This is a genomic window from Flavobacterium sp. Root186, from assembly GCF_001428525.1.
GTDB lineage: Bacteria > Bacteroidota > Bacteroidia > Flavobacteriales > Flavobacteriaceae > Flavobacterium.
In genome coordinates, this window is record NZ_LMHW01000010.1 from 854,221 (window position 1) to 876,911 (window position 22,691).

Consider the following 22,691-nt stretch of genomic DNA (forward strand, 5'->3'; position numbering starts at 1 on the left):
CTTATTCAGACCATTGTGTGTGGAAAACGCCTTCTTTGTCGATACGTTCGTAAGTATGCGCCCCGAAGAAATCACGCTGCGCCTGAATTAAATTTGTTGGCAGATTTGCAGATCTGTAAGCATCAAAATAAGCTAATGAATTCATCAATCCCGCTACAGGTAATCCTTTTTGAACAGCAAACTGAACAGCAGTTCTCATTCCTGCTTGATTCTCTGTTAATTTTGAAGCGATTCCAGCATCCAAAAGTATATTTGGCAAATCTGATTTTGCCACAAATGCTTTTCTGAAATCTTCTAAAATAGTAGCACGAATAATACAGCCGCCACGCCATATTTTGGCAACAGTTTCCAGATTTAATCCGTAATTATATTCTTTAGAAGCTGTGTGAAGCTGGGCTAATCCTTGAGCATAAGTCACCACAATAGAAAGGTACAATGCCGATTTTAATGCCGCAATTGCTTCGTTTGTATTTACATTACTTTCTGCCGCGTTCCAAACTAATTTTTTAGCCGCTTCAATTCTTTCAGGTTTGGTTTTAGACATATCGCGCATGTTAACCGCAGCGTCGATAGTTGGAACCGGAACCTGCAAATCCATTGCGTTTTGCGAAGTCCATTTTCCTGTTCCTTTCGATTTTGCCCAATCTGAAATTTTATTGATTAAAAGACTTCCGTCTTCATCCTTTTGTTTTAGAATTTTTCCGGTAATTTCGATCAAATAAGATCTAAGATCATCTGTTTGATTCCATTCTTCAAAAGTTTTCTGAATCGTTTCGTCATCCAGATTATAACCTCTTTTCATAAGGTCATAAATTTCAGAGATCAACTGCATGATTCCATATTCAATTCCGTTGTGAACCATTTTTACATAGTTACCCGCAGAACCATTTCCAAGATATTCTACACAAGGTTCACCGTCTACTTTTGCTGCAATCGCCTCAAAAATAGGGCGAAGTCTTTCGTATGCTTTCTGGTCACCTCCCGGCATCATAGCAGGTCCGAAACGAGCTCCTTTTTCTCCGCCTGAAATTCCCATTCCGAAGAAGTGGATTCCTTTTTCAGATAATTCTAAAAATCTTCTGTCCGTATCAGTAAAAAAAGTATTTCCGCCGTCGATTATAATATCCCCTTTATCTAAATGAGGTAATAAACTTGCAATTGCGCTGTCAACTGGTTTTCCCGCAGGAACCAATAACATAATGGCTCTTGGCTGTTGAATAAGCTCTACAAAATGTTTCACATCTGTAGTCGCTTCAATTGTATGATCAGAATCGGCTTCTTGTTGAAGTGAGTTGACTTTTTCGGTGTCTAAGTCTAAACCTGCAGCCGCAAAGTTGTGGCTTGCAATATTTAAAAGTAGGTTACGACCCATTACGCCGAGTCCTACAATTCCAAAATCAAATTTGCTCATAGTTTTTAATTAACTAAATTATTAGAAGAATGTTTTTGCAGCAAAAAGTAAGAGAAAGTATGGTAATTCTTTTTCAATCAATGTTTTGCAGAAAAACAAAGTTTATTTTAATCTTACATTTTAAAATGTAGACCGCTAAGTTAGAGAAAAATGATGAAACATTAGGAGTAAAATAGTTCACTTTTAGGGTATATTGTGATACTTTTTTAAGTGTGGAAATTAAACTTATTTTGAATTTTAAACCCATTTGAAAATCAAAACAAAAGTTGTTCGTTATTTTACAATTTTCCGCTCAAAGGAATGAATTACTTTGAGAAAAAATTATTTAAGATGAAAAGAACACTTATTTTAAACGGATTATTGCTGCTTACCTTTTGGTGCAATGCACAAACCTCAAATTCTGAATTGAAAAATGTCAGAAAGATTATAGAAGCCAGTAATGCAATTTATGCAGATCTCGCTAACAAAAACGACGGATCGATTCTCACCATATATACTGAGGATGCCTGTTTGTTTCCGCCCAATGCTTCACCAAGCGGAAGGTAAAATCTGCATCTGATTTTTATCTTAATTTCGAAATTAATTTGTTGATTTTTAGATGATTCTAAATTAAAAATAAATCCTATAGAAATTGATATAAAATGGAAATAAAAAAGTCCGAAAAACTTTTGTTTTCAGGATTTTGTGGTGTTGATGTGATTTAAATTGAATGCTTTGTTTTGAATTTAATATTATTCAAAAGTGCATAATTACTTTAATCTAAATCTTTTAATTTAAATTTTGGATTTCCCATTTGCCAAAATGCAAAGGCAAATTGATCTGCAAAGTCATTGTATAACTCGAGATTTGAGTTGTCTAATCCATGACCGGTATTATAATTTACTGCAAAAATGATAGGATTTTTTGATGCAGTTGAGGCTTTTAATCTTGCAGCAAACTTACCTGAAATCCAAGGTGCTACACGAGCATCGTTCATGCCGGTAGTGATGAGGCATGCCGGATATTTAACTCCTTTTTTTATATGCAGGTAGGAATCCATTTCAATAAGAGCTTCAAGTTCTTCTTTTATTTCCGGATTGCCAAATTCTTTCATGCAATTTGGTCCATTAGGAGTTTCTTTAAGTCTTGCTGTATTTAATTCCCCATTTTTACAAATCATTACTCGAAATAGGTCGGGTCTTTCTGTTATGGCTCTGCCTACTAAAATGCCTCCGGCGCTGCCGCTGGTTATGGCAATTCGCTCCTTTGAAGTGATTTTTTCCTTAATTAAATATTCTGCCGCAGCAATCAAATCTTTCCAGGTATTGGGTTTTGTAGATTTGTATCCGCTTTTATACCAGTCATCACCTTTTTCGCTTCCGCCTCTTACGTGTGCTTCTACAAATACACCGCCGTTTAAAACCCAGGATAAATAAAAGGTTCTAAACCTTGGTTTCATCGAAATCCCAAATGATCCATATCCATCAATAAGAATATTGTTCATTTTGTCTTTCTTAAGCCCTTTTTTGTAAATTAATGATACTGGAACCATAACACCATCATGTGATGGAATTTCAATCTCTTCTACAACAAAATCTTCAAACTCCGGATAAAGAATTGGTGCTGTAACATTTGCTTCGGTAAAATTATCTTTTGCAGCATCATAGCTGTATCGGGATTTAGAATTTAGCCATCCGTTAATGCTTACCCATAAGCCAGGATTACCACTATTTTTATTTTGTATGGAAACAGCACCTGCTTTTATTGGTAGTTGTATTTGTTTTATTGCATTGCCTTTTTTCTGATAAAGTTTGGCTTCAACTCCATTTTTAGTAGTAGAGTAAAATAAACCTTCTTTATTTATAACATAATCATCAATAGATTCTATTTGATTTTCAGCTACGACAACTTCTGGATTATCAAAATCAGGATTGGTAATACTGGTTTTGATAATCTTAAAGTTTGGGGTGTCTTTTGATGAAACGCAGTATAAATTGTCATTAATTAATTTTGGATTTAAGAGTCCGTCTTCCTTTTTATATAAAGGTTTCCAGTTTATTTTTTGATTGTTTAATTCTTCAATATTGGCGTAATAATAATCTTCATAGGTTGTTGCGCCGCTTAAACTGCCTGTTATATATTTATCATTAGAGTTAAAATCATATACTACAGGAAAATCTGCATCAGTGATTTTAATTTCAGGATTATTATTTTTTGAAAATATTACTTTATGCTTATCTGGATTATCACCTAATTTATAGATTACAGATTCCGTATTTAATATATAATTCTTGTCTTTGGTATCAATTACGGGTATATGAATGTAAACGATTCCAGAATCATCCAAAAGCCATTTTATCCCTGCCAATGCAGCTGGCCAGCAATGCGTAATTACTTCTGGAAGTAAAGTTTTTGTGGTTACGTTAAGAAAGGCTATTTCGCCAATTTCTTCTCCATTTTTAGACAAACCTATTGCAACTGTATTGTTGTTCCAGGAAGGTTTTAAGTAAGTTATTGAATAATTGCTGCCGGATTCTTTTTTATAATCGGCAGGGTCAAAAAGCAAAATTTCTTTTGCTTTCTCCCCGCTTTTATAATAAAGCTTTCCTGTTTTATCACTGTTTAATTTCTTTAAGTAGAAAGAGTAATCGTTGGCCGCAATGGTAAGTAAGGTTATATCAAATGAATTTCTTTTTTCTAATTCAAGTAATTTTTCAAGTATTTCTTTTCTCCCTGAAATATTATCTAAAAGTTTTCTGCTTCCTATACTATTTTGTTTGATCCATTTTTGCACCAACGTGTCATTTGGGTTTTCCATATAACGATATGGATCACTAATGACTTTGCCATAATAATTGTCAGTAAATGGTTTTTCTGTCAAAGTGATTTCTTGAGCAGCTAAAATATTTGTGAAAACAAAAGCACAGATTAAAAAAAATAATTTCATTATAAACGTTTAAATATTTGACCGCAATTACTGTACTTTCAAAGAATTTTAATTGCTTACCTGTCCTGAATTTGTTGGTGGTGTAATTGTTCCTGTATTACCTTCATTGTCTGCAGCATCACCGCCAATAATTGCACGCATGTTTTTAAATTCAGCTACTTTAAATTTATCTAATGATAATTTCTTCGCAGTTTTAACTTCTTTCTTTTTCATAGTTTTTAAATATTAAAATTAAATTTTGGCGAATGTACTGCCTGATGCTTTCAGTTAAAAATTATTATTATCGAGATTTATAAATAACGACTCTAAATATTTATAACAGGTTAATTACTATGGGATTAAAAAAGTTGTTTTTAGAATTATTTTTCGCTGTTTTTTATAAAATAGGAGGGTTGATAGCCTGTTTTTTTCAAGAAGGCTTTTGAAAAAGATTCAGAGTTACTAAAACCAACTTCTTCGGATATGGCTTTTATAGAATAATTTCTAAATTTTTTATCTTCACTTAATCTTGTAATAGTATGTTCTATTCTTAAATCATTTATGTATTGACTGAAATTTTTGTTCTTATACTGATTAATGGTTTTAGATAAGTAAGTACTATTGGTTTCAAGTTTTCTTGCAAAATCAATTTGGTTTATGTTTGCCTCCAGATAACCTTTGTTTTTTTCAAATTCGTCTAATTTTTTTAATATTTCAACTGCTTTCTCTTTTGAAAGGTCTACCGTTTTTACAGTATTTTCTTTTGGTTCAATAATAGTTTCAGAAACAGAATTTTGTATTTCAAGATTTTTATTCTCCTCATTATATATTTGAACTAATTCATTAACTCTGTTTTCATAAAGTTTATTTTGTTTTTTTGTTTTTGATAAATAAAACAGAGAAAATCCTAGGCCAATAAAAATGATAAATCCAATACCAATATAAAGCTGTTTTTCTGTGTTTATTTTTGCAATTACTTTTTCTTTCTCTAATAATAAATGAGGTCTTTCGTAATTATTATTGATATTTTCTTCTAAAATAATTCCGTTTTTATTTAAATAAGAATCGATCTCAATTAAGCGATTTAAGTAATACAACTGCTTTTCGTTATTTTTTAGTTTTTTACTGATTTCAATTAAGCGAATACAATTATTTTGTAAATCGGCTGTATTAGAGCCGCTTTTAACGAGTATAGAATCTGCTTTTTCAAAATAACTTTGAGCTTTAATTATATTTTTTTCATTTTGTAAAATATTTTCTCCTCTATAATAGTAACTAATAGCTAGATTTAATTTATCGTTTCCTGACCCCAGCATTATAAGAGCTTTATCTAAAAGAGTGTTACTTTTAGCATACTGCTTTTTAAAGTGATAGCAAATCCCTTCATACATTATGGAGTATTTATAAAACCGATCATCTGAATGGATTTGATTTTGTAAAATTTTAATATAAAAAAGGGCAGTATCTATTTTCTTTAAACGAATATATATATCTGACAAAATCCAGGTAGTATATAGATAATCAATAGAATGTGGGTTTTTAGATTTAAAATAGTTGTAATTTTTAATTATAAGCGGCAAAGCTTCTTTGGGCTTTCCCAGCTCAATTTTAATTAGAGCAATTTGTTGATTTACCAATAAATTTTGTTCAATGTTTCCTTTTTTCAAAGAATATTTTTCTGCTTCTATGACATTATTTAAAGAAGATCTTAAATCCATGTTTTTCATTAAAAAACTGCTTTTTAAGATATAGCCTCTTGCAGGATAATTAAAATCATCGACATTTTTGGTCAACATAATAATTGAATCAGAACACTGCATTGCAATAGTATCGCTGGCTACTGCTATGGCAAAAAAGTATAATCCGTTGGCACGTATTATTTTATCATTTTGAAGTTTAGATTTTTGATAGTAAACATTAGCATAAAGCTTTTTGTTTTTTTTACTCAGAAAAGAATTTTCATAACGCTTTTCCAATTCGGTAAAAGATGTGTTTTTTAGCGAATCAGGAATAATAAAAGTTTCTTTTTTTTGAGAGAATAAAGCCGTTGTAAATAACAGTAAAAAAATTAGGGGCATATTTTTCATTTTCTGGCAGCTATACTTTTATAATATCTGGTCATAAAATCATAACAAAGCATTTCATATTGTCTTTGTTTTGATCTAAAGATTCGATTAATGTTCATATGGATAATAGAAGAAATAATGTTTTCTAAAGGAATCGATGGTTTCTTATTTATTATATCATTTATTATCGTAATCTCTTTTTGGGTTGTTTTAAATAATTTTATTAATCCTTGTAAATAAAAAGGCTCTTTTTTTTCTTGTAAATATAATCCTATTTCATTTCTATATGTTCGATACAGTTGATCTAATTTTTTATTATTTTCTTTTTCTATAGTATGTTCAGTTTTGAAAGCCTGTTCTATTGATTTTACAAAGCGAATTCGGTTTTCTAAAGAAATCTGAAAATACTCTAATAAATCGTCGATCATTTGTAACGAGGCAAATATTCGGGCTATTTCATCATCCTGCGTAGTTGTGTTACAAATAAGTTTTAACGTTTTTTTACTTTGATGGTAAAATAATTTTTCAACCAATTCAATTGTTGTTTCTCCATATCGTTCAATTTCCCTTTTGTAAGTAGCCGTTACAATATCGTTTACTAAATCTTTTTCGATCAACTCTCTAAAATGAGCCTGAATTAAAAGGATTATTTTCTGAATATTCTTCGGATCTTTTATTTGAAAGCGAAGCCTTATATGATTTTTAGGATCATTATAACGTATGAAAAACCATTGCTTAATAAGTTTTTTTTTGCGAAGCTTGGTCACAATTGGTAAAATACTTTCACTTAAAATGCTGTCAGCAGAAAAGTTTCCACAATAAATTTTATAATAAAGCCATTCTTCTCCCAGAATAAAAGTTCTCTTTAACTGCTGATTCATTTTTATACTTTATTTTTTTTTAAACCTACAATAAATTGATTGGCATAACAGCCCGTTTTTTCTGTAACTACTTTATTTGAAGGAAATAAAAATTCTTCCAGAATAAACTGGGTTCTGTTTTTTATTGTTTCAGCCAGCATTTGAATGCAAGTATCATTTGTAAGATTAATGAGTAATGTATTATCACCATCAATTAATGAAACATATTGGTTTTCTCTCATCTTCATAGAAAGAAAGGCTGAACGGATTATCTCTGGATTGAAATCATTTTTTGAAGTCAATATTTCGAAAAAACCGGAGTGCTTCTTTTTATTAAAAACCCATTTTGCTTTTGAAATAATGCAATTACCAACCGTAATTCTTGGTAAATAATCAAAAAGTTTTTCAAACTTATTACTCAATCCTAATGCTGATTTGCGATTTTCAAACTGCATATCGCATAAAAATTGATAAATAGGTAAAGCATTATGGGAGTAATTGTGAGCGTTGGTGAGTTTTGTAATTACTTCTTTATCCTGTTTTTTACTCCATAAAACTAACTGGTCGTTTTTTATAGATAACCATAAATCTTCAACATTTATTTGATTTGAGATTGGTAGATTTGACTGCCCTAAATAAGGAATTTCATAAGTTCTAAAACTTGGCCTTCTTAATACATTTCCTGTTCTTGACTCTGGTAAATGAATTATTTCGGCAATGATTTTATCGCTAATACTTTCAGATTCAGATTGTGTAATTTCATTTGCGAAACTGTTTATGTCTGAATTTCCATAACAAAATCTGGCCAATAAATTTGCAGCACTAGAACCTCCAATGCTTTGAATTACAATCCATTCTTTCTCGTCTTCTTCGACGATTTCAAAAACACATGAAAATGTATCCGGCATGTTATGTGTCGAAAAAGTTTCTTTAAAATCAGCATTGTTTAAACTGATACTCGTCTGGTTATTATGCAGAGCATTTTGCAATTTGTTATAGACAATTTGTTCAGCTTTATTTAAGTTTATTTGATTATCAGAATTTGTTTTGGGTTTGATTTCTATACTATCTAATATAGGAGTAGAGTCAAAAATATTATTTTGCAAATATCCAATTCCAGTTTCGATATCAAGTGCTTTAACTAAAGGAACTGCCTCATGCTCATATCTTTCAAGAAAAGATTTTTTAAAGTTTTCTAAAGGCGTTTGTTTAGGTTTTTCAGAAATTTTATTTAAAAGATGTATTGCTTTGTATAATTCAGCTGTATATTTCTTATCTAGTTGAAAATCATTAGAATCAAGAAATAAATCAGTTTGAAAAAGATACTTTTTATCAAAAGAAATTTCTTCTTTCTGCAAGGTTTCCATTATTGCTTCGTAAGCAGTGATTTGGTTCCCTAATTCAGTATCAATTTTTAGCAGTTTATTGTTAATTTCATTATTGAAAGTTTCAATTTTGATAGAATTTTTATTCTCTTTTGTTTCATGTTTAATAGAGTTTTCAGTAAGTATGGGTTCTAATTCTGAAACCAAAATTTGATTAGAAATTAATTCGTCAATAAATTCTAGAGCTTCATCTTTACTAATCTCATCACTTATTAAATGCGCAGATAAATCATTTTTACTTAGACCCGCAACTGCTTTTTCTAGTATTAAGTCTAAATAATCACTTCTTTTTAATGCTTCTAGAGAATACTTACGTTTGTTTTTCTCAAAGCTGTATTCTATGTATCTATAAAAATCACCCAATTTATAAAGTGTCGTATTGGGAAAAAAAAGTAATTCGTTTTGAATACTTTGATCTTTGCCCCACTCAGTCGATAAATTTGCCAGAAACTGCATGTCTAAACGGGTTCTTCTATAAAAAGGATGTTTTTTGCCAGCGAGAATATCATCGGGACTATTTTTCTCGATATTAATTTTTGTACAATCGGTAAATCTACCAGAACCACAGGCCGCAAAAAGCCCAAATGGAGTACATCTGGTCGACATTCGGATTAGATATTTTAATACAGAAATTTTAATTTTTTCACCTTTTTGGATCGGATAATTTTCTTGCGCACACCATTTTTGAATTTCAGAGAATAACTCAGGAGAGGCCAAATACAAAGCTTCACTAATTTGAGAATCTTTTACCAAATCCTTAATAGTATCAGATTTAATTGAAAATCCTTTTGTAAGATTTTTATAAAAATCAATAGGAAAAGCAGGAGTACGTATTATAAACGAAGAAAAAAAAGTAAAATCTATTTCTGGTTTTGACATATTATTAAACAGGTGCCGAACAATTAAAAAAGTGGCCAAAATTATACATTTTTGAGTCATTTTATGTGAAAATATGACTGAAATATATAAATAAAATTAATTTATTAATTGGTTGATTAACAAGTTTTTAATATTTTTTTTATCCGGAATTTATAAAATAACCCACGATATTTATAAATGTAGACATACACCATTTGCATTAAGTGCCTTTGTTGGTCTAGTTTTGGATTCAGAAAATTACTCGTAAGAAAAGGTATTAATTTATAATTTGGAATGATAAGAATAATAGTAATTGCTTCTTTACTGTTTTATAGTTCAGTATTGTTTGCACAGGTAAAAGTTACCGGTAAAGTGATAGATGCTAAAAACAACCCCGTTGAACTTGCAGAGATTTTGATAATAGATAAAGATTCAGTTGCAAGAAAAAACGATATGAGCAACAGTAGTGGAGACTTTACCTTATATGCAGAAGCAGGGAATTATCTTTTACAAATTAAACAGGTAGGAAATATATTGTGGGAACAAAAGATGAACATAACTCATGATATTGATCTTGGAAATATTGAAGTATTTGAGAAAAAAGAAAAATTATCAGAAGTAGTAATAAAGACTAAAAAGAAGATCATAGAAAGAAAAGTTGACAGATTAATTTTTAACGTCGAAAATTCAATTGCCGGAAGTACTGGTGATGCTATGGATGCTTTAAAAGTTACGCCGAATGTCAGGATTCAAAATGAAAATATAACCCTGGTAGGAAAAAGTAATCTCCAGATTATGGTAGATGATATTCTTATTCAGCTTAGTGAAACTGATATGATTAACTATTTAAAATCAATTCCAGCAAATGATATAAAAAGTATTGAGGTAATTACAGCTCCTTCTGCCAAGTATGAATCATCTGGAAACAGCGGTATAATTAATATTAGGCTAAAAAAGGCTAAAAAAGATTCATGGAATGCTTCTTTAAATTCAGCTTACACTCAAAAAACATACGCGACAGGAAGCATAGGCGGAAGTTTTAATTATAAAAAAGATAAATTGAGTTTATATAATTCTGTTAATTACAGAAACGGAACCAGATTAAGCACAGATAATAGTACAATTTACTATGATGCAGAAACCTGGAATCAAAATAATCCCAGAAAAATTAATGATGAAGTTTTAAGTGACCGATTTGGATTAGACTATGAGATTAGCAAAAAATGGACTTCTGGGATACAATATATTACCAGTTATACAAAATCAAACAATAATGAAAAACCATTAACAACGATCACTAATAATGATAGTCAGGAAATTAGTTACTACATATCTTCAAAGTCAAAATATATAACTAAGCCAAAACTAAATTCTATTAACTGGCATAATCTTTTTACTATAGACAGTATTGGTAAAAAAGTTTCGATAGATATTAATTATCTGGAAAGTATTAATAAGAGTAATAGAGATTATCTTGGAAATGAGTTAGATGTTAATTCTCAAATAATACCGGATACTTATTTTGCAGCCACTAATTCAAACAATCAAAATATAAAAAATTTCTCTGGTAAAATTGATTTTGAGATGCCAACTAAATTCATCAATCTTGAATTTGGCGGAAAGTTATCTACGTCTACAACTAATAATAATGTAATTTTTTATAATAACGAAAGTGGAGAACCGGTTTTAGATTTAGGACAGACTAATACTTTTAAATATAAAGAGCAAATACAAGCCTTATACCTATCAGGAAATAAAAAAATAGGATCAAAATGGGAATCACAATTTGGGCTTAGATTAGAGACAACTCAAACAGAAGGTTTTTCGCTAAATCTAAATCAAACGAATAAAAAGAATTATGCGAAATTATTTCCAACATTCTATTTAACGTATAATGCAAATGAAAATAATACTTTTAGTTTTAACTACACAAGGAGAATTGTAAGGCCTAATTATCAGCAGTTAAATCCTTTTAGAATTTATAGCAGCCCTTATGTATATGCTGAAGGTAATCCTTATCTGCAGCCTTCATTTACAGATAATTTTGATTTTACGTATTCGTATAAAAAATTAGAGAGCAATATTTATGTTACGAGTGTAACCAACAATTTTCAACAAATTGGTATAGTTGATTCAAATTCAAATATTACGCGCTATTTTATTGAGAACTTTTTGTCAAGTCAGAATTACGGAATTTCAGAGAGCTATACTTTTGATAAAATTAAAGGATGGAATAGTATATTGACTTTTAATGCTAACTATTTTCAATCAAAGTCAAAATTAATTATTACAGAGCAAAATAATGATGGTTTTAATGCTTTTGTATCAACAAATAATGACTTTACACTAAACAAGCCGCAAACATTTTTATTCAATGTAACGTATTGGTATAACTTTCCGGGAGCATTTGGAATATATAAAAATACGGCATCGAGCTCCTTATCGATGAGCGCAAAATACTTAATGCTAAAGAAAGATTTACAATTGTCAATAATTGGTAATGATATCTTTAGTGGTCAAAGGCCAACATACATTAGTTATGTAAATAATATTAGACAAGAGTACAGAAATTATTATGATGCACGATCTCTTACCGTGTCTCTTTTATACAAGTTTGGAAATAACAAAATAAATGTTAACCAAAGAAAATTTGGCAATGAAGAAGAAAAAAACAGAGCCAATTAATTGATTTTTCCATTTAGCAAAGTAGTTCGAAATACGGGCCTAAATGTTTAAATATCCCGCATGCATGCAAAGAGTAATTCAAACACCTATTAATTATTTTAATAAAACTTATTATGAAACTTACAAGTTTAAAAAATGTTGAAGTGATCAACGAAGAAATAGCTGAATTAGTAAATGGTGGAATTGTACCGCCAGATTCTACAAGTGGAGATGTATATTCTACAAGTGGAGATTCTGTTCACCACGACTAATTTCCATAGTCTAAAACTACTTCCTCAAAACTTATAGTAGAGAGGAAGTAACTTAAATGCCAATTTAATAACCTTATAAACTAAAAGCTATGAAACTTACAAGTTTAAAAAATGTTGAAGTAATCAACGAAGAAATAGTTGTATTAGTAAATGGTGGTACTGTACCACCAGATTCTACAAGTGGAGATGTAACTTCTACTAGTGATGATTCTGTTCACCACGACTAATTTTTAAAGTCTAAAAAACTACCTCTTCTGTACTAAAAGATATGGAATGAAGCAGTAAAAAAAAAACAATTAATAACCTTTTATACAAATATTATGAAACTTACAAGCTTAAAAAATGTTGAAGTAATCAACGAAGAAATTATTGATTTAGTAGTTGGAGGAAATATTCCACCAGATTCTACAAGTGGGGATGTAGAATGCACAAGTGGTGACTCTGTTCATCATGACTAAATTTCTATAACTGCTTCCTTAAAGCTTATAAATGAGCGATAAAGAAGTGTTTAGAAAATAATTAATTAATCTTTAATACAAATAATTATGAAACTTAAAAGTTTAAAATGTGTTGAAGTATTCAACATCGAATCAGCTGAATTAGTAAATGGCGGTAGTGTGCCATCAGAATCTACAAGTGGGGATGTGGCTTCTACTAGCGGTGATTCTGTTTCTCAGGACTAATTAGTCGGATGAATTTTTTACTCTCCCGCTTCATTAAAGTGGGAGAGTAATTTTAACAATAACCTTAAAATAAAAAACATGAAACTAAAAAGTCTAAAAAATCTTGAAGTAGTTAATCAAAACCTAATGATTGAAATTAGCGGAGGAACTATGTATATGGAAAGCGACAGTACAGATGTTGTTTGTAAAAGCGGTGATTCTGTAAGCGAAGATTACGGCAGCGCTTGTGGAGATTGCGTTAGCAATGACTAAGAAATAAAAAAAGAATAAATCGGGTAATGAATTTGATGAATCTTATAATTATAATTTTTGTCACTTAAAATTTCAATTAGCAAAAAACATTAAAATAAATTATGATAGTAATATTATCTTATGATTGGTATGAACAAGGAACAGATCCTGTTATAGACTGGCTTATATACAATAAGGCTTCTTTTGTAAAAGTTACTTTTCAAGATCTTATTTCAAAAAAAAATAATTGCAGTATTAATGTAAATACTGGTGAATTTTGGATTAATGGAATTGAAATCAGCAGCCAGATTAATGTAATTTGGTTTAGAAGATTTGAAGATGACTTGAGAGTAGATTTACCAAAAAGATTTCCTACAGACAGAGCTGCATTCGAATTAAAATATGAAGCACAAGATCTTATGAAATATTTATTTGTAAGATTTAAAGATAAAATTTGGCTTCCAACAGCCAATGGTATTGCACTAAATAAACTAGAAGTTTTATACTATGCAAAAAAGTATAATCTTAGAATGCCTAAAACGATTGTCTGCAACAATAAAGCACATTTATTGCAATTCTATAAAGAATGTAATAATGAAGTAATAACAAAACCTATTAAGCATAGCGGTTATTTTGTTAAAGAAGATAAAACATACAGAATTTATACAAACAATATTACTGACACTTTTATTAATTCATTACCCGATAATTTTGTTTCTACACTTTTTCAGGAAAAAATAAAATGCAAATTTGAAATACGTGTTTTTTATATCGATGGAAGCTTTTTTGCAACGGCCATAATAATCGATAAAAAAAATAAAAATCAAGTTGATGTTAAATTAAACTTTGAAACCAACAATATTAACTGGGTTCCTTACAATCTGCCCGAAGAATACGAAAAAAAGCTGGATAGATTTTTTAGAAGTATAGATCTCAATACATGTTCATTCGATGTGATATTGTCAGAGGAAGACGAATATATAATGTTAGAGCTTAATCCCGGAGGTCAGTATGGAGCTCCAAGTGAAAGATGCAACTACAAAATTGATGAGAAAATTGCTAAATGGCTAATAAAACAAGATGAAAAACAAGCTGAAAAAAAAGACCATATTTACTGCTAAAGAACTTAAAAACCTTCCTGTAACATACCGCATGATGGATGAAAAACAAACAGAAGAAGTAGGAGAATTATATACTCAGGCAGTTTTTACAACTAGCGCAAGACATTTTTCAAATCAATTTAAAATGTACATATCGCCAAAACCCATTTCAAATTTTATAATTACAAAAAATGACTAGATATCTAAATCTTTATGCTTTTTGCAAAATTATAGAAGGAAAAGAGAATTTTATAATTTGTGATTTCCAAAAAAAGAGTTTAAAATATATTCCAGACACATTAGTTTCTATAATTAATTTGCTTCAAACAACCGAATATGAAAAGGTAAGAGAACAATTCTCTGATCAGAAAGCGATTTTTAACAGCTATGTAGATTTTTTGATTTCAGGAAAATTTGCTTTTTTTTCTGATTACAGAGAGCCTTTTACATCAATTGAAAATGATTTTGAAACACCCGAAATTATAAATAACTCTATTATCGAATATAATTTTGAAAGTTATGATCTAAATAAGGCATTAAAAGAACTGGATGAATTATATACTAAATATGTTGAGATAAGATTGCTTTCGTATAAATCTGATAATTTAGAGGAATTAGCAGACACCTTCGAAAAATGCAAATCTTATGGCTTTAGATCAATCGTAATTTATATTCCTTACCTGAATAGTTCAGAATCTGCGGCTATTCATAAGAGACTAAAAAACTTCGGCAAAATTTTCAAAATTATTTTCTATAACTCACCGGAGAAAAACCTAAACGTAAAGGCTAAAAATATGCTGTTTATTAAACATAATGCCGAAGAAATTAGACATAATAACTTTAATGAAAAGAATATAATTATAGATCTCAGATACTATTTTGAATCTCAAAAAAAGAACCCTTATTACAATAAAAAAGTATGTATTGATAATAAAGGAACAATAAAGAATTGTATAAAAAATAAATCTTCATTTGGAAATATTGCGACAGATAATATTTCAGCAATCATTAATAAAGATGATTTTCAGGAATTCTGGAATATATCTCATGACCAGATAATTAATTTACAGGAAGATGCAATGCGATACAATAGAGTTGTGTCTAATGACTTAAAAAAAGTATCTAATAATATTTATGAATTAATTTTTTAAATGAGAAAATTAAAGTTTTTTAAACAATTAGAGCGAGTAGACTGTGCTTCAACCTGCCTTAAAATGATCGCATTTTTTTATGGCAAGTATATAGATATTAAATATTTAAGGTCTATAACTTATACTAATAAAAATGGTGTAAATCTTAAGTCCTTAGCAGATGCAGCCAACTCTTTAAAATTTGATACTTTAGCGGTAAAAGTAACCTTTGAAGAATTATCAAAAGATATTCCTTTACCGGCAATTTTGCATTGGAAAAACACCCATTATGTAGTTCTTGAAAAAATTGAAAGAAAAGCAACAAAGTTCTTTTTTTTCAAGAAAGAATTGATTGCAACAATTGCCGATCCGGGTTATGGTATTCTAAAGCTCTCACAAAAGCAGCTTGAAATTCTTTGGAATATTAATTCAGATAAAAAAGGTATTGCGCTTCTGTTAGAGCCAAATTCTGAATTTACTACGGAGAAAATTGCAGAGAAAAACTTTAATTATAGTCATTTTTTTAAAGAAAACATTCTTCCGTACAAATCAAGAATTGTGCAGGCATTTTTGATAATATTGTTAATAGCCTCTCTGAATTTTGTTTATCCATATTTAAACCAAAAATTGGTTGACGACGGGGTTATAAATAAAAATTTTTCTTTGGTTTTAATAATTCTAATGTCACAATTTGTCGTTTATTCAACATCGGCAATAATGGAAATTTTACAGGGATGGCTATTTTTAAATATTAAAATAAAATTCGGGATGCAGATTCTCTCTAATTTTATTTTAAAATTAATAAGAATGCCCATGTCTTTTTATGACAATAAACTTTCCTCAGATATATTATTAAGAATCGAAGATCATGATAAAATCGAAAATTTTTTCTCTCGAAATTCAATCCACTTTTTTATAAGCGCTATTTCTTTTTTAGTCTTTAGTGTTGTTTTAACCAGCTATGCGGTAAATTTAGGTTTACTTTTTCTTATTGGTTCTACTATTTCGATAGTCTGGGTTTTGCGTTTTCACAAAAAGAGAAAGCATATTAATTATAACAGATTTGAAATTGAAGCATTAAACAGAAACAAACTTTATGAAATCGTCAATGGTATTTCTGATATAAAAATCAATAATTCAGAACAAGCAAAAATTAGTGATTGGCAGAACAATCAAAAAGAGCTCTATCATCTCAATAAAGAAAGTTTAAAACTTGAAAATTATCAAGATTTTGGTATAAAATATGTTACGCAGGTTAAAAACACAGTTTTAATTGGGATTGCCAGTATTATGGTAATTGACAATACAATTTCATTAGGAGAAATGCTTTCGATTTCATTTGTTTTAGGACAATTAAATGCTCCGTTAGAATTTTTTATAATGTTTATGTATTCTCTTCAGGATGCTAATATAAGTTTAGAAAGGGTTTCTGATATTTATACAAAAAAAGATGAAAATGAAATCGTAAAAAATGAAGATGAAATAATTTTAAAAAATAAAATAAACATTAAAAACCTGTCTTTTGGTTATAGCGGCCCACATGATTATAAAGTTTTTACAAATTTATCATTAGAACTTCCATTGCATAAGACCACTGCAATTGTGGGCACAAGCGGAAGCGGTAAAACTACGCTTATTAAACTTTTGATGAAATTTCATGAGCCAATGGAAGGTGAAATTTTAATAGATAATAAACCATTAAGTACTTTGAATTTTGATAAATGGCGAGAAAAAATCGCAGTAGTTTTTCAGGATGGATATATATTTTCGGATACACTGAAAAATAATATTGTAATGTCTCAAGAATATGATCCTGAATTTTTTAATAAAATTATTGAACAGACAAATGTGTTAGATTTTATTTCAAGATTACCGCAAAAAGAAGAAACAAAAATTGGAGAAAACGGAATAGAATTAAGTAAAGGCCAAAAGCAGAGAATATTAATAGCAAGGGCGATGTATAAAAACCCTGAAATATTGATACTTGATGAGGCAACATCTGCATTAGATTCAGAAAATGAAAAAATCATACATGATAATCTTCACAGATTTTTTGAAGGAAAAACGGTTGTTATTATTGCACATCGTTTAAGTACCGTAAAAAATGCAGATAATATTATAGTACTTAAAAATGGCGAAATTGTAGAACAAGGCGACCATTCTGAATTGGTATATAATAAAGCTGATTACTTTAATTTAGTTAAAAATCAGTTAGAATTAGCAAGCTAAGTTTGGCTTTTATTACTTCTTTAAAAAGGGACAGGTCTGATTCAAATTTTAGATTAATTGTAGAGTGTGAGTGAGATATACTGGCCTTGCAAAAAAATATTGAGTACATTTATAGCACCCAAAACTTGATTTAATTTTAATCATTTTTTTGAATACGCTTTTAAATGGAAAGAAAACAAAATACCACGAAAGAAAGTAATGATCAGAAGTTTGATGCGTTACAATCTAACGACAGCATTTTTGATGAAAGTGCTATTTTGCTGGATCTTGGAAAAGATATTACCAAAGTAAGAGAAAAGAAAGATTTGATATTGCTTTTTTCAAAAAGAATCAAAAGCCTTTTTTATTTCACTCATATTACCATTACACTTATAGATCATAAGGATAAAACGTATGCAGGTTTTTTGTTAGATAAAGATGCCGATGCCATATTGGAGAAAGAATCGTATGCAAAACTGCAAAAGGCACATTTTACACTCAATGAACCGTTTATAAAAGAAGTTCTGGCTGCCGAAGACCCAATTTCATTTATGGTAGCACAAGTAAAAGACAGACCTCAAAGCCCTCATTTTTTACAGGTAAACTACGATGGCGGCATTCGGGAACTACTCATGACGACGCTTTGGAACGCCAATGAACCTTTAGGGTTTATTCATATTTATACGGATAAGCCAGGAAGTTTTACACCACAATTTCGGAATATTATAAAAGGTATTGCACCACAGCTTTCTGTTGCGGTTTCTAATATTATCAAAAATGAAGAATTGCAGAAAAAGGAACAGGAAAAATCATTTCTGCTGGATTTTAGCAATGATATTTCAGAAGTAAGAACTAAAGACGAACTCGAAGCGGCCGTTCGTACCGCATTAAAAAGAATAAATCCGCTTCGTGGATATGTAATTCGAAAATTAAACAGCGACGGAAATTCTTTGAGTACTTATATATACGACAAGAGCATTACAAATGATAGCGATCCTGTTTTAAAAGAATTATTGCAATCTAAATTTCCTGTAAACGACGGATTGCAAAATAGAGTTCTGGATAGCTGCATCCCGTTACTTTTTAATGTTGATATTGAAATAGACCGAGGAATTACTTCATCCTATCTTTTGTTTTGGAAAAGCCTGGGATTTAAAAGAATGGTGGGTATTGCACTTCGCAATGGCGATATTGTATTAGGAATGTTATGGCTCGCAATTGAAGAAATCAATATTTCGCTGCTGCAGGGAATATGTTTCCAGATTTCGACTGCAATGTCTAATATTATTGCCAATGAATTATTAGAAAGCAAAAACAATGAACAAGCTGTACTCTTGCAATTTAGTAATGAAATTGCCGGAGTCCGGACTAAAGACGATTTACAACACGCCATAATTAATGTACTTCGTGATCTTCTGGATACGAAACTGGCCATGCTTAATATTTTTGATGATTACGGATTTGGTTTGACTTCCTATATGTATGACCGATCGTTATTTGTAAAAGCCGAAATTGATTTTGATAAAATGGTTTCTATAAAACTGGATGTAAAAGAACCATACACGGCTCAGGTAATAAAAAGTGAAAGTGCTATTGCTTTTAATGTAGAAGAAGAACTCAAAACGACTAATTCTGGTTTTGCACAATTGTGGAAAAAAGTAGGATTTGAAAATGCGTACGGTGCTTTATTAAAAGTCGGCTCTTTAAAAGTGGGTACATTGTGGCTGCTGGCGGATCAACTGAATCCTTCAATCTTAAAAGGATTATGTTCTCAGATTTCAGTTGCTATTGCTAATATACAGGCAAACGAAAAACTACTGCTTTACAAACAGCAGTTAGAGCATGAAAATGTTTATCTGAAAGAGCAAATCAAAAATATTTACAACTTTTCGGAGATTATAGGAAGCGGCGTACAAATGCAGAAAGTCTATCACTTAATGTCTTTAGTAGCCGATTCTAATTCGACGGTTTTAATTCTAGGAGAAACCGGAACCGGAAAAGAATTAATTGCCCGTGCTATTCATAATGCTTCTCCTCGAAAAGACAAATTGATGATTAAAGTAAACTGCGCTGCAATGCCGGCCAGTTTAATCGAAAGCGAATTGTTCGGCCATGAAAAAGGTGCGTTTACCGGAGCAACAGAACGACGAATAGGGAAGTTTGAACTAGCCAATAACAGCACTTTATTTCTGGATGAAATAGGCGAAATGCCGCTTGAAGCACAAGTGAAATTACTCCGAGTAATTCAGGAACGGGAACTGGAACGTGTAGGAGGAAAAGATACCATTAAAGTTGATGTGAGAATCATTGCGGCCACAAATCGGAATTTGGAAGAAGAAGTTGCAGCCGGACGTTTCCGTTCTGATCTTTTTTACCGATTAAATGTATTTCCAATTTATCTGCCTGCACTTCGTGAAAGAATGGAAGATGTAGAACATCTCGCTAATTTTTTCGTTGCCAAATACAATAAAAACAATCGCAAAAATATAAACCGTATTGCACCAAAAGTCATTCAACAGCTTCAGAGTTATTTGTGGCCGGGTAATGTGCGAGAATTGGAACATTTAATAGAACGCAGCGTTTTAATGGCCGAAGATAATGTACTGAGAGAAGTTTATATTCCGAGAAAAACAGAAAAAACTAGTGAAGAAGAAAATATTTTCAGTAAATCATTGGAAGAAATGGAACGTCTTTTTATAATCAGTGCTTTAAAAAGATGCAAAGGAAAAATTTCTGGTGCCGGAGGTGCTGCCGAAGTTTTAGATATTCCGGGAAATACACTTCATTCTAAAATGAAAAAACTGCAGATTACAAAAGCTGATTATTTTTAAAACTCATTATCACTTTATAAATAATGCCCATTGCGAAATAAAAGCAATGGGCATTTTTATTTTCACTAAATAAAGTGAATACTAAAATGAATTCCCTTTATAGAGGGAAATTTTAAAACATGTTTTTTATGTAAGTGTTTGGTTTTTAATTATTTAAATGAATGGCATGCATCTTGGCTATTACTAAGTGAAAATGAAAATCAATTTGTAACAATTTAAAAATTAGTATCATGAAAATTTTAGTAATCGGAGGAACAGGATTAATTGGGTCAAAAGTAGTAAACAAACTTCGCGATCAGGGACATAATGTAATTGCCGCTGCGCCATCAACAGGAATTAATACTATAACAGGCGAAGGACTTGCAGAAGCAGTTAACGGTACAGATATCGTAATCGATCTGGCAAACTCCCCATCATTTGCAGATAAAGAAGTTTTAGAATTTTTTGAAACCTCAGGAAGAAATCTTTTAGCAGCAGAAATTAATGCAGGCGTAAAACATCATATTGCACTTTCTGTAGTTGGTACAGACCGTTTGCAGGACAGCGGTTATTTTAGAGCCAAACAAGCTCAGGAAAATTTAATTAGAAAAGCAGGCGTTCCGTTTACGATTATTCATTCTACTCAATTTATGGAATTTCTGGGCGGAATTGCTGCATCGGCACACGATGGTGGAAGCGTTGTAATTTCTCCTGCCAAAATTCAGCCAATAGCTTCAGAAGACGTAGCTTCTTTAGTGGTAGAATTTTCACTAGGAAATCCAATAAATGATATTGTAGAAATTGGCGGGCCTGAACGTTTTAAACTTTCAGAACTTTTACAAAATTATTTAACCAAAACAAATGATCCTCTTGAAGTTATTTCAGATGAAAAAGCATTGTACTTTGGCGCTCCTCTTCAGGAACTTACTCTTGTTCCAGCTGTAACAGCAAAATTGGGTACCATCACTTTTGAAGAATGGTTTCCTAACCGTCCTCAAAGAGCTTAATCAATCCTTAAAAATATAAAAAGCTTCGAAGCCCGTTGAAACGAAGATGACGGGTAGGCAGTTTGTCGAGGCGGTTGTAATGGGCGTGCACTTTCCACCCGTTCGTGTACATTTTAGTCCTACGTCAGCGTAAAATAGTTTACGGAATCTGATCAACAACACGGCAAATCAATGGGCAGCGGCGCATTTTTTAACCCAAAAACAAATAGTATGAACAAGTTAAAACTCTCAGCAGTGATCATGCCCGAAGTACAGGGAGATGAGCAGTTTTTTGCCAGAAAAGCAAGAAACAATGATTTTGACGGATTGATGGATCCAATTATTGGGTTCGATCATTTTGAACTCACACATGATATTTTCGGGCCGCACCCGCATGCTGGAATGTCGGCTATAAGTTATGTTTTCGAGAAATCGGCTTCCTATCATAGTATAGATTCCCGTGGAAATAATGTCATTATAACTCCGGGAAGCCTGCTTTGGACATACGCCGGAAAAGGGATCGTTCACTCAGAATTTCCAGTTCCCGATGGTGCCGCTGTAGAAGGTTTGCAATTGTTCGTAAATATTCCTGCTTCACAAAAACAGCAAGATCCTAAAAGCATCTTTATTGACAAATTGCAAATACCAGAAATAAAACAGGAAGGAGTGCGCGTAAGAGTGGTTTGCGGCGGAAGCGGAACAACTTTAAATAAAACAGTAACTCCGGATGAACTTACAATTTTGCATGTTTTTCTGGAAGCAGGAAAAGAGTTTTCGCATCAAATACCGGCGCAATGGTCGGGAACCGTTTTGGCAGTCGAAGGTTATTTTGATTTTATGACCAATCAATCTACGACTCAACTAGAAGAAGGAATGGTAATCGCAATGGGAGAATCAGATTTTGAAGAAACGATAAAATTTATCGCAATCACAAACAGCGAATTACTATTTATTTCGGGTAAACCGCTGCACGAACCTTTATTCTCTAAAGGAGCTTTGGTAATGGATTCTGAAGAAGCTTTAGCAAACGCGACAGAAAATTTTAAAAATGGGAAAATGGGCTTTATCGAAAGAAAAGGTGAAAACCGAAAAGTAATAAAGCCGGTTTAGAAATTGAATTAA

The 22,691-nt window shown here is 31.0% G+C and carries 20 protein-coding genes; 14 read left to right on the plus strand and 6 right to left on the minus strand.

Annotation, left to right across the window (positions count from 1 at the left end; translation table 11 throughout):
- Window position 1: 1 nt before the first annotated feature.
- Window positions 2–1,411, minus strand: a complete 1,410-nt coding sequence (gene gndA, locus ASD98_RS07590) for an NADP-dependent phosphogluconate dehydrogenase (RefSeq protein WP_056202266.1) — start codon at window positions 1,409–1,411, stop codon at window positions 2–4.
- 330 nt (window positions 1,412–1,741) lie between these two features.
- Between gndA and ASD98_RS07595 the strand changes: the two genes are divergently transcribed.
- Window positions 1,742–1,957, plus strand: coding sequence for a hypothetical protein (locus ASD98_RS07595; RefSeq protein WP_199866274.1), 216 nt, complete (start codon window positions 1,742–1,744; stop codon window positions 1,955–1,957).
- 208 nt (window positions 1,958–2,165) lie between these two features.
- On the opposite strand, the gene ASD98_RS07600 is transcribed toward ASD98_RS07595, so the two are convergent.
- From ASD98_RS07600 to ASD98_RS07615, 5 genes are all read right to left on the minus strand, one after another.
- The gene (locus ASD98_RS07600) at window positions 2,166–4,337 is read right to left on the minus strand and encodes a prolyl oligopeptidase family serine peptidase (protein ID WP_056202269.1); all 2,172 of its coding nucleotides are present in this window, start codon (window positions 4,335–4,337) and stop codon (window positions 2,166–2,168) included.
- 48 nt (window positions 4,338–4,385) lie between these two features.
- Window positions 4,386–4,550, minus strand: a complete 165-nt coding sequence (locus ASD98_RS23980) for a hypothetical protein (RefSeq protein WP_157849140.1) — start codon at window positions 4,548–4,550, stop codon at window positions 4,386–4,388.
- A gap of 146 nt (window positions 4,551–4,696) precedes the next feature.
- Window positions 4,697–6,403, minus strand: coding sequence for an AraC family transcriptional regulator (locus ASD98_RS07605; RefSeq protein ID WP_056202271.1), 1,707 nt, complete (start codon window positions 6,401–6,403; stop codon window positions 4,697–4,699).
- Complete coding sequence (locus ASD98_RS07610) at window positions 6,400–7,263, minus strand: thiopeptide-type bacteriocin biosynthesis protein (RefSeq protein ID WP_056202274.1); 864 nt, start codon at window positions 7,261–7,263, stop codon at window positions 6,400–6,402. Before ASD98_RS07610 ends, ASD98_RS07605 begins: the two co-directional genes overlap by 4 nt.
- 2 nt (window positions 7,264–7,265) lie before the next feature.
- Window positions 7,266–9,506, minus strand: a complete 2,241-nt coding sequence (locus tag ASD98_RS07615; protein WP_056202276.1) for a lantibiotic dehydratase family protein — start codon at window positions 9,504–9,506, stop codon at window positions 7,266–7,268.
- Between the two features lie 273 nt (window positions 9,507–9,779).
- Between ASD98_RS07615 and ASD98_RS07620 the strand changes: the two genes are divergently transcribed.
- The 13 genes from ASD98_RS07620 to ASD98_RS07655 all read left to right on the plus strand — a co-directional run bounded on the left by ASD98_RS07620 (window position 9,780) and on the right by ASD98_RS07655 (window position 22,679).
- Complete coding sequence (locus ASD98_RS07620) at window positions 9,780–12,170, plus strand: TonB-dependent receptor (protein ID WP_056202279.1); 2,391 nt, start codon at window positions 9,780–9,782, stop codon at window positions 12,168–12,170.
- Between the two features lie 113 nt (window positions 12,171–12,283).
- On the plus strand, window positions 12,284–12,421 hold the full coding sequence (locus ASD98_RS23985; RefSeq protein ID WP_157849141.1) for a hypothetical protein: 138 nt from the start codon (window positions 12,284–12,286) through the stop codon (window positions 12,419–12,421).
- Window positions 12,422–12,510: 89 nt separating this feature from the next.
- The gene (locus ASD98_RS23990; RefSeq protein ID WP_157849142.1) at window positions 12,511–12,648 is read left to right on the plus strand and encodes a hypothetical protein; all 138 of its coding nucleotides are present in this window, start codon (window positions 12,511–12,513) and stop codon (window positions 12,646–12,648) included.
- Window positions 12,649–12,741: 93 nt separating this feature from the next.
- Entirely contained in the window at window positions 12,742–12,879 is a 138-nt protein-coding gene (locus ASD98_RS23995; RefSeq protein ID WP_157849143.1) for a hypothetical protein, read from the plus strand.
- Window positions 12,880–12,966: 87 nt separating this feature from the next.
- The gene (locus tag ASD98_RS24000) at window positions 12,967–13,104 is read left to right on the plus strand and encodes a hypothetical protein (protein ID WP_157849144.1); all 138 of its coding nucleotides are present in this window, start codon (window positions 12,967–12,969) and stop codon (window positions 13,102–13,104) included.
- Between the two features lie 78 nt (window positions 13,105–13,182).
- A complete protein-coding gene (locus tag ASD98_RS24005) occupies window positions 13,183–13,356 on the plus strand; it encodes a hypothetical protein (protein WP_157849145.1) in 174 nt (57 codons plus the stop codon).
- Between the two features lie 101 nt (window positions 13,357–13,457).
- Window positions 13,458–14,456 (plus strand): RimK family alpha-L-glutamate ligase, encoded by a 999-nt coding sequence (locus ASD98_RS07625; RefSeq protein WP_056202281.1) that lies wholly within the window; start codon window positions 13,458–13,460, stop codon window positions 14,454–14,456.
- The gene (locus tag ASD98_RS07630) at window positions 14,416–14,634 is read left to right on the plus strand and encodes a hypothetical protein (protein WP_056202285.1); all 219 of its coding nucleotides are present in this window, start codon (window positions 14,416–14,418) and stop codon (window positions 14,632–14,634) included. Before ASD98_RS07625 ends, ASD98_RS07630 begins: the two co-directional genes overlap by 41 nt.
- Window positions 14,627–15,586: a hypothetical protein gene (locus tag ASD98_RS07635; RefSeq protein ID WP_056202288.1), complete on the plus strand. Its 960-nt coding sequence runs from the start codon at window positions 14,627–14,629 to the stop codon at window positions 15,584–15,586. The genes ASD98_RS07630 and ASD98_RS07635 overlap by 8 nt, the downstream gene beginning before the upstream one ends.
- On the plus strand, window positions 15,587–17,794 hold the full coding sequence (locus ASD98_RS07640; protein ID WP_056202290.1) for a peptidase domain-containing ABC transporter: 2,208 nt from the start codon (window positions 15,587–15,589) through the stop codon (window positions 17,792–17,794).
- 164 nt (window positions 17,795–17,958) lie between these two features.
- The gene (locus ASD98_RS24335) at window positions 17,959–20,604 is read left to right on the plus strand and encodes a sigma 54-interacting transcriptional regulator (protein WP_242412088.1); all 2,646 of its coding nucleotides are present in this window, start codon (window positions 17,959–17,961) and stop codon (window positions 20,602–20,604) included.
- A gap of 230 nt (window positions 20,605–20,834) precedes the next feature.
- Window positions 20,835–21,590, plus strand: coding sequence for an SDR family oxidoreductase (locus ASD98_RS07650; protein ID WP_056202294.1), 756 nt, complete (start codon window positions 20,835–20,837; stop codon window positions 21,588–21,590).
- Window positions 21,591–21,800: 210 nt separating this feature from the next.
- Window positions 21,801–22,679 carry a pirin family protein gene (locus tag ASD98_RS07655; RefSeq protein ID WP_199866276.1) on the plus strand — a complete coding sequence of 293 codons (879 nt, stop codon included), beginning with the start codon at window positions 21,801–21,803 and terminating at the stop codon, window positions 22,677–22,679.
- Window positions 22,680–22,691: the final 12 nt, after the last annotated feature.

What these genes read in the sequence shown, in the direction of transcription:
- ASD98_RS07595 (WP_199866274.1), top strand. Translation starts at nt 1,742, where the DNA reads ATGAAAAGAACACTTATTTTAAACGGATTATTGCTGCTTACCTTTTGG.
- ASD98_RS24335 (WP_242412088.1), top strand. Translation starts at nt 17,959, where the DNA reads ATGGAAAGAAAACAAAATACCACGAAAGAAAGTAATGATCAGAAGTTT.
- ASD98_RS23990 (WP_157849142.1), top strand. Translation starts at nt 12,511, where the DNA reads ATGAAACTTACAAGTTTAAAAAATGTTGAAGTAATCAACGAAGAAATA.
- ASD98_RS07625 (WP_056202281.1), top strand. Translation starts at nt 13,458, where the DNA reads ATGATAGTAATATTATCTTATGATTGGTATGAACAAGGAACAGATCCT.
- ASD98_RS07630 (WP_056202285.1), top strand. Translation starts at nt 14,416, where the DNA reads ATGAAAAACAAGCTGAAAAAAAAGACCATATTTACTGCTAAAGAACTT.
- ASD98_RS07605 (WP_056202271.1), bottom strand. Translation starts at nt 6,403, where the DNA reads ATGAAAAATATGCCCCTAATTTTTTTACTGTTATTTACAACGGCTTTA.
- ASD98_RS07650 (WP_056202294.1), top strand. Translation starts at nt 20,835, where the DNA reads ATGAAAATTTTAGTAATCGGAGGAACAGGATTAATTGGGTCAAAAGTA.
- ASD98_RS07640 (WP_056202290.1), top strand. Translation starts at nt 15,587, where the DNA reads ATGAGAAAATTAAAGTTTTTTAAACAATTAGAGCGAGTAGACTGTGCT.
- ASD98_RS24000 (WP_157849144.1), top strand. Translation starts at nt 12,967, where the DNA reads ATGAAACTTAAAAGTTTAAAATGTGTTGAAGTATTCAACATCGAATCA.
- gndA (WP_056202266.1), bottom strand. Translation starts at nt 1,411, where the DNA reads ATGAGCAAATTTGATTTTGGAATTGTAGGACTCGGCGTAATGGGTCGT.
- ASD98_RS07655 (WP_199866276.1), top strand. Translation starts at nt 21,801, where the DNA reads ATGAACAAGTTAAAACTCTCAGCAGTGATCATGCCCGAAGTACAGGGA.
- ASD98_RS07635 (WP_056202288.1), top strand. Translation starts at nt 14,627, where the DNA reads ATGACTAGATATCTAAATCTTTATGCTTTTTGCAAAATTATAGAAGGA.
- ASD98_RS07615 (WP_056202276.1), bottom strand. Translation starts at nt 9,506, where the DNA reads ATGTCAAAACCAGAAATAGATTTTACTTTTTTTTCTTCGTTTATAATA.
- ASD98_RS24005 (WP_157849145.1), top strand. Translation starts at nt 13,183, where the DNA reads ATGAAACTAAAAAGTCTAAAAAATCTTGAAGTAGTTAATCAAAACCTA.
- ASD98_RS23985 (WP_157849141.1), top strand. Translation starts at nt 12,284, where the DNA reads ATGAAACTTACAAGTTTAAAAAATGTTGAAGTGATCAACGAAGAAATA.
- ASD98_RS07610 (WP_056202274.1), bottom strand. Translation starts at nt 7,263, where the DNA reads ATGAATCAGCAGTTAAAGAGAACTTTTATTCTGGGAGAAGAATGGCTT.
- ASD98_RS07620 (WP_056202279.1), top strand. Translation starts at nt 9,780, where the DNA reads ATGATAAGAATAATAGTAATTGCTTCTTTACTGTTTTATAGTTCAGTA.
- ASD98_RS07600 (WP_056202269.1), bottom strand. Translation starts at nt 4,337, where the DNA reads ATGAAATTATTTTTTTTAATCTGTGCTTTTGTTTTCACAAATATTTTA.
- ASD98_RS23995 (WP_157849143.1), top strand. Translation starts at nt 12,742, where the DNA reads ATGAAACTTACAAGCTTAAAAAATGTTGAAGTAATCAACGAAGAAATT.
- ASD98_RS23980 (WP_157849140.1), bottom strand. Translation starts at nt 4,550, where the DNA reads ATGAAAAAGAAAGAAGTTAAAACTGCGAAGAAATTATCATTAGATAAA.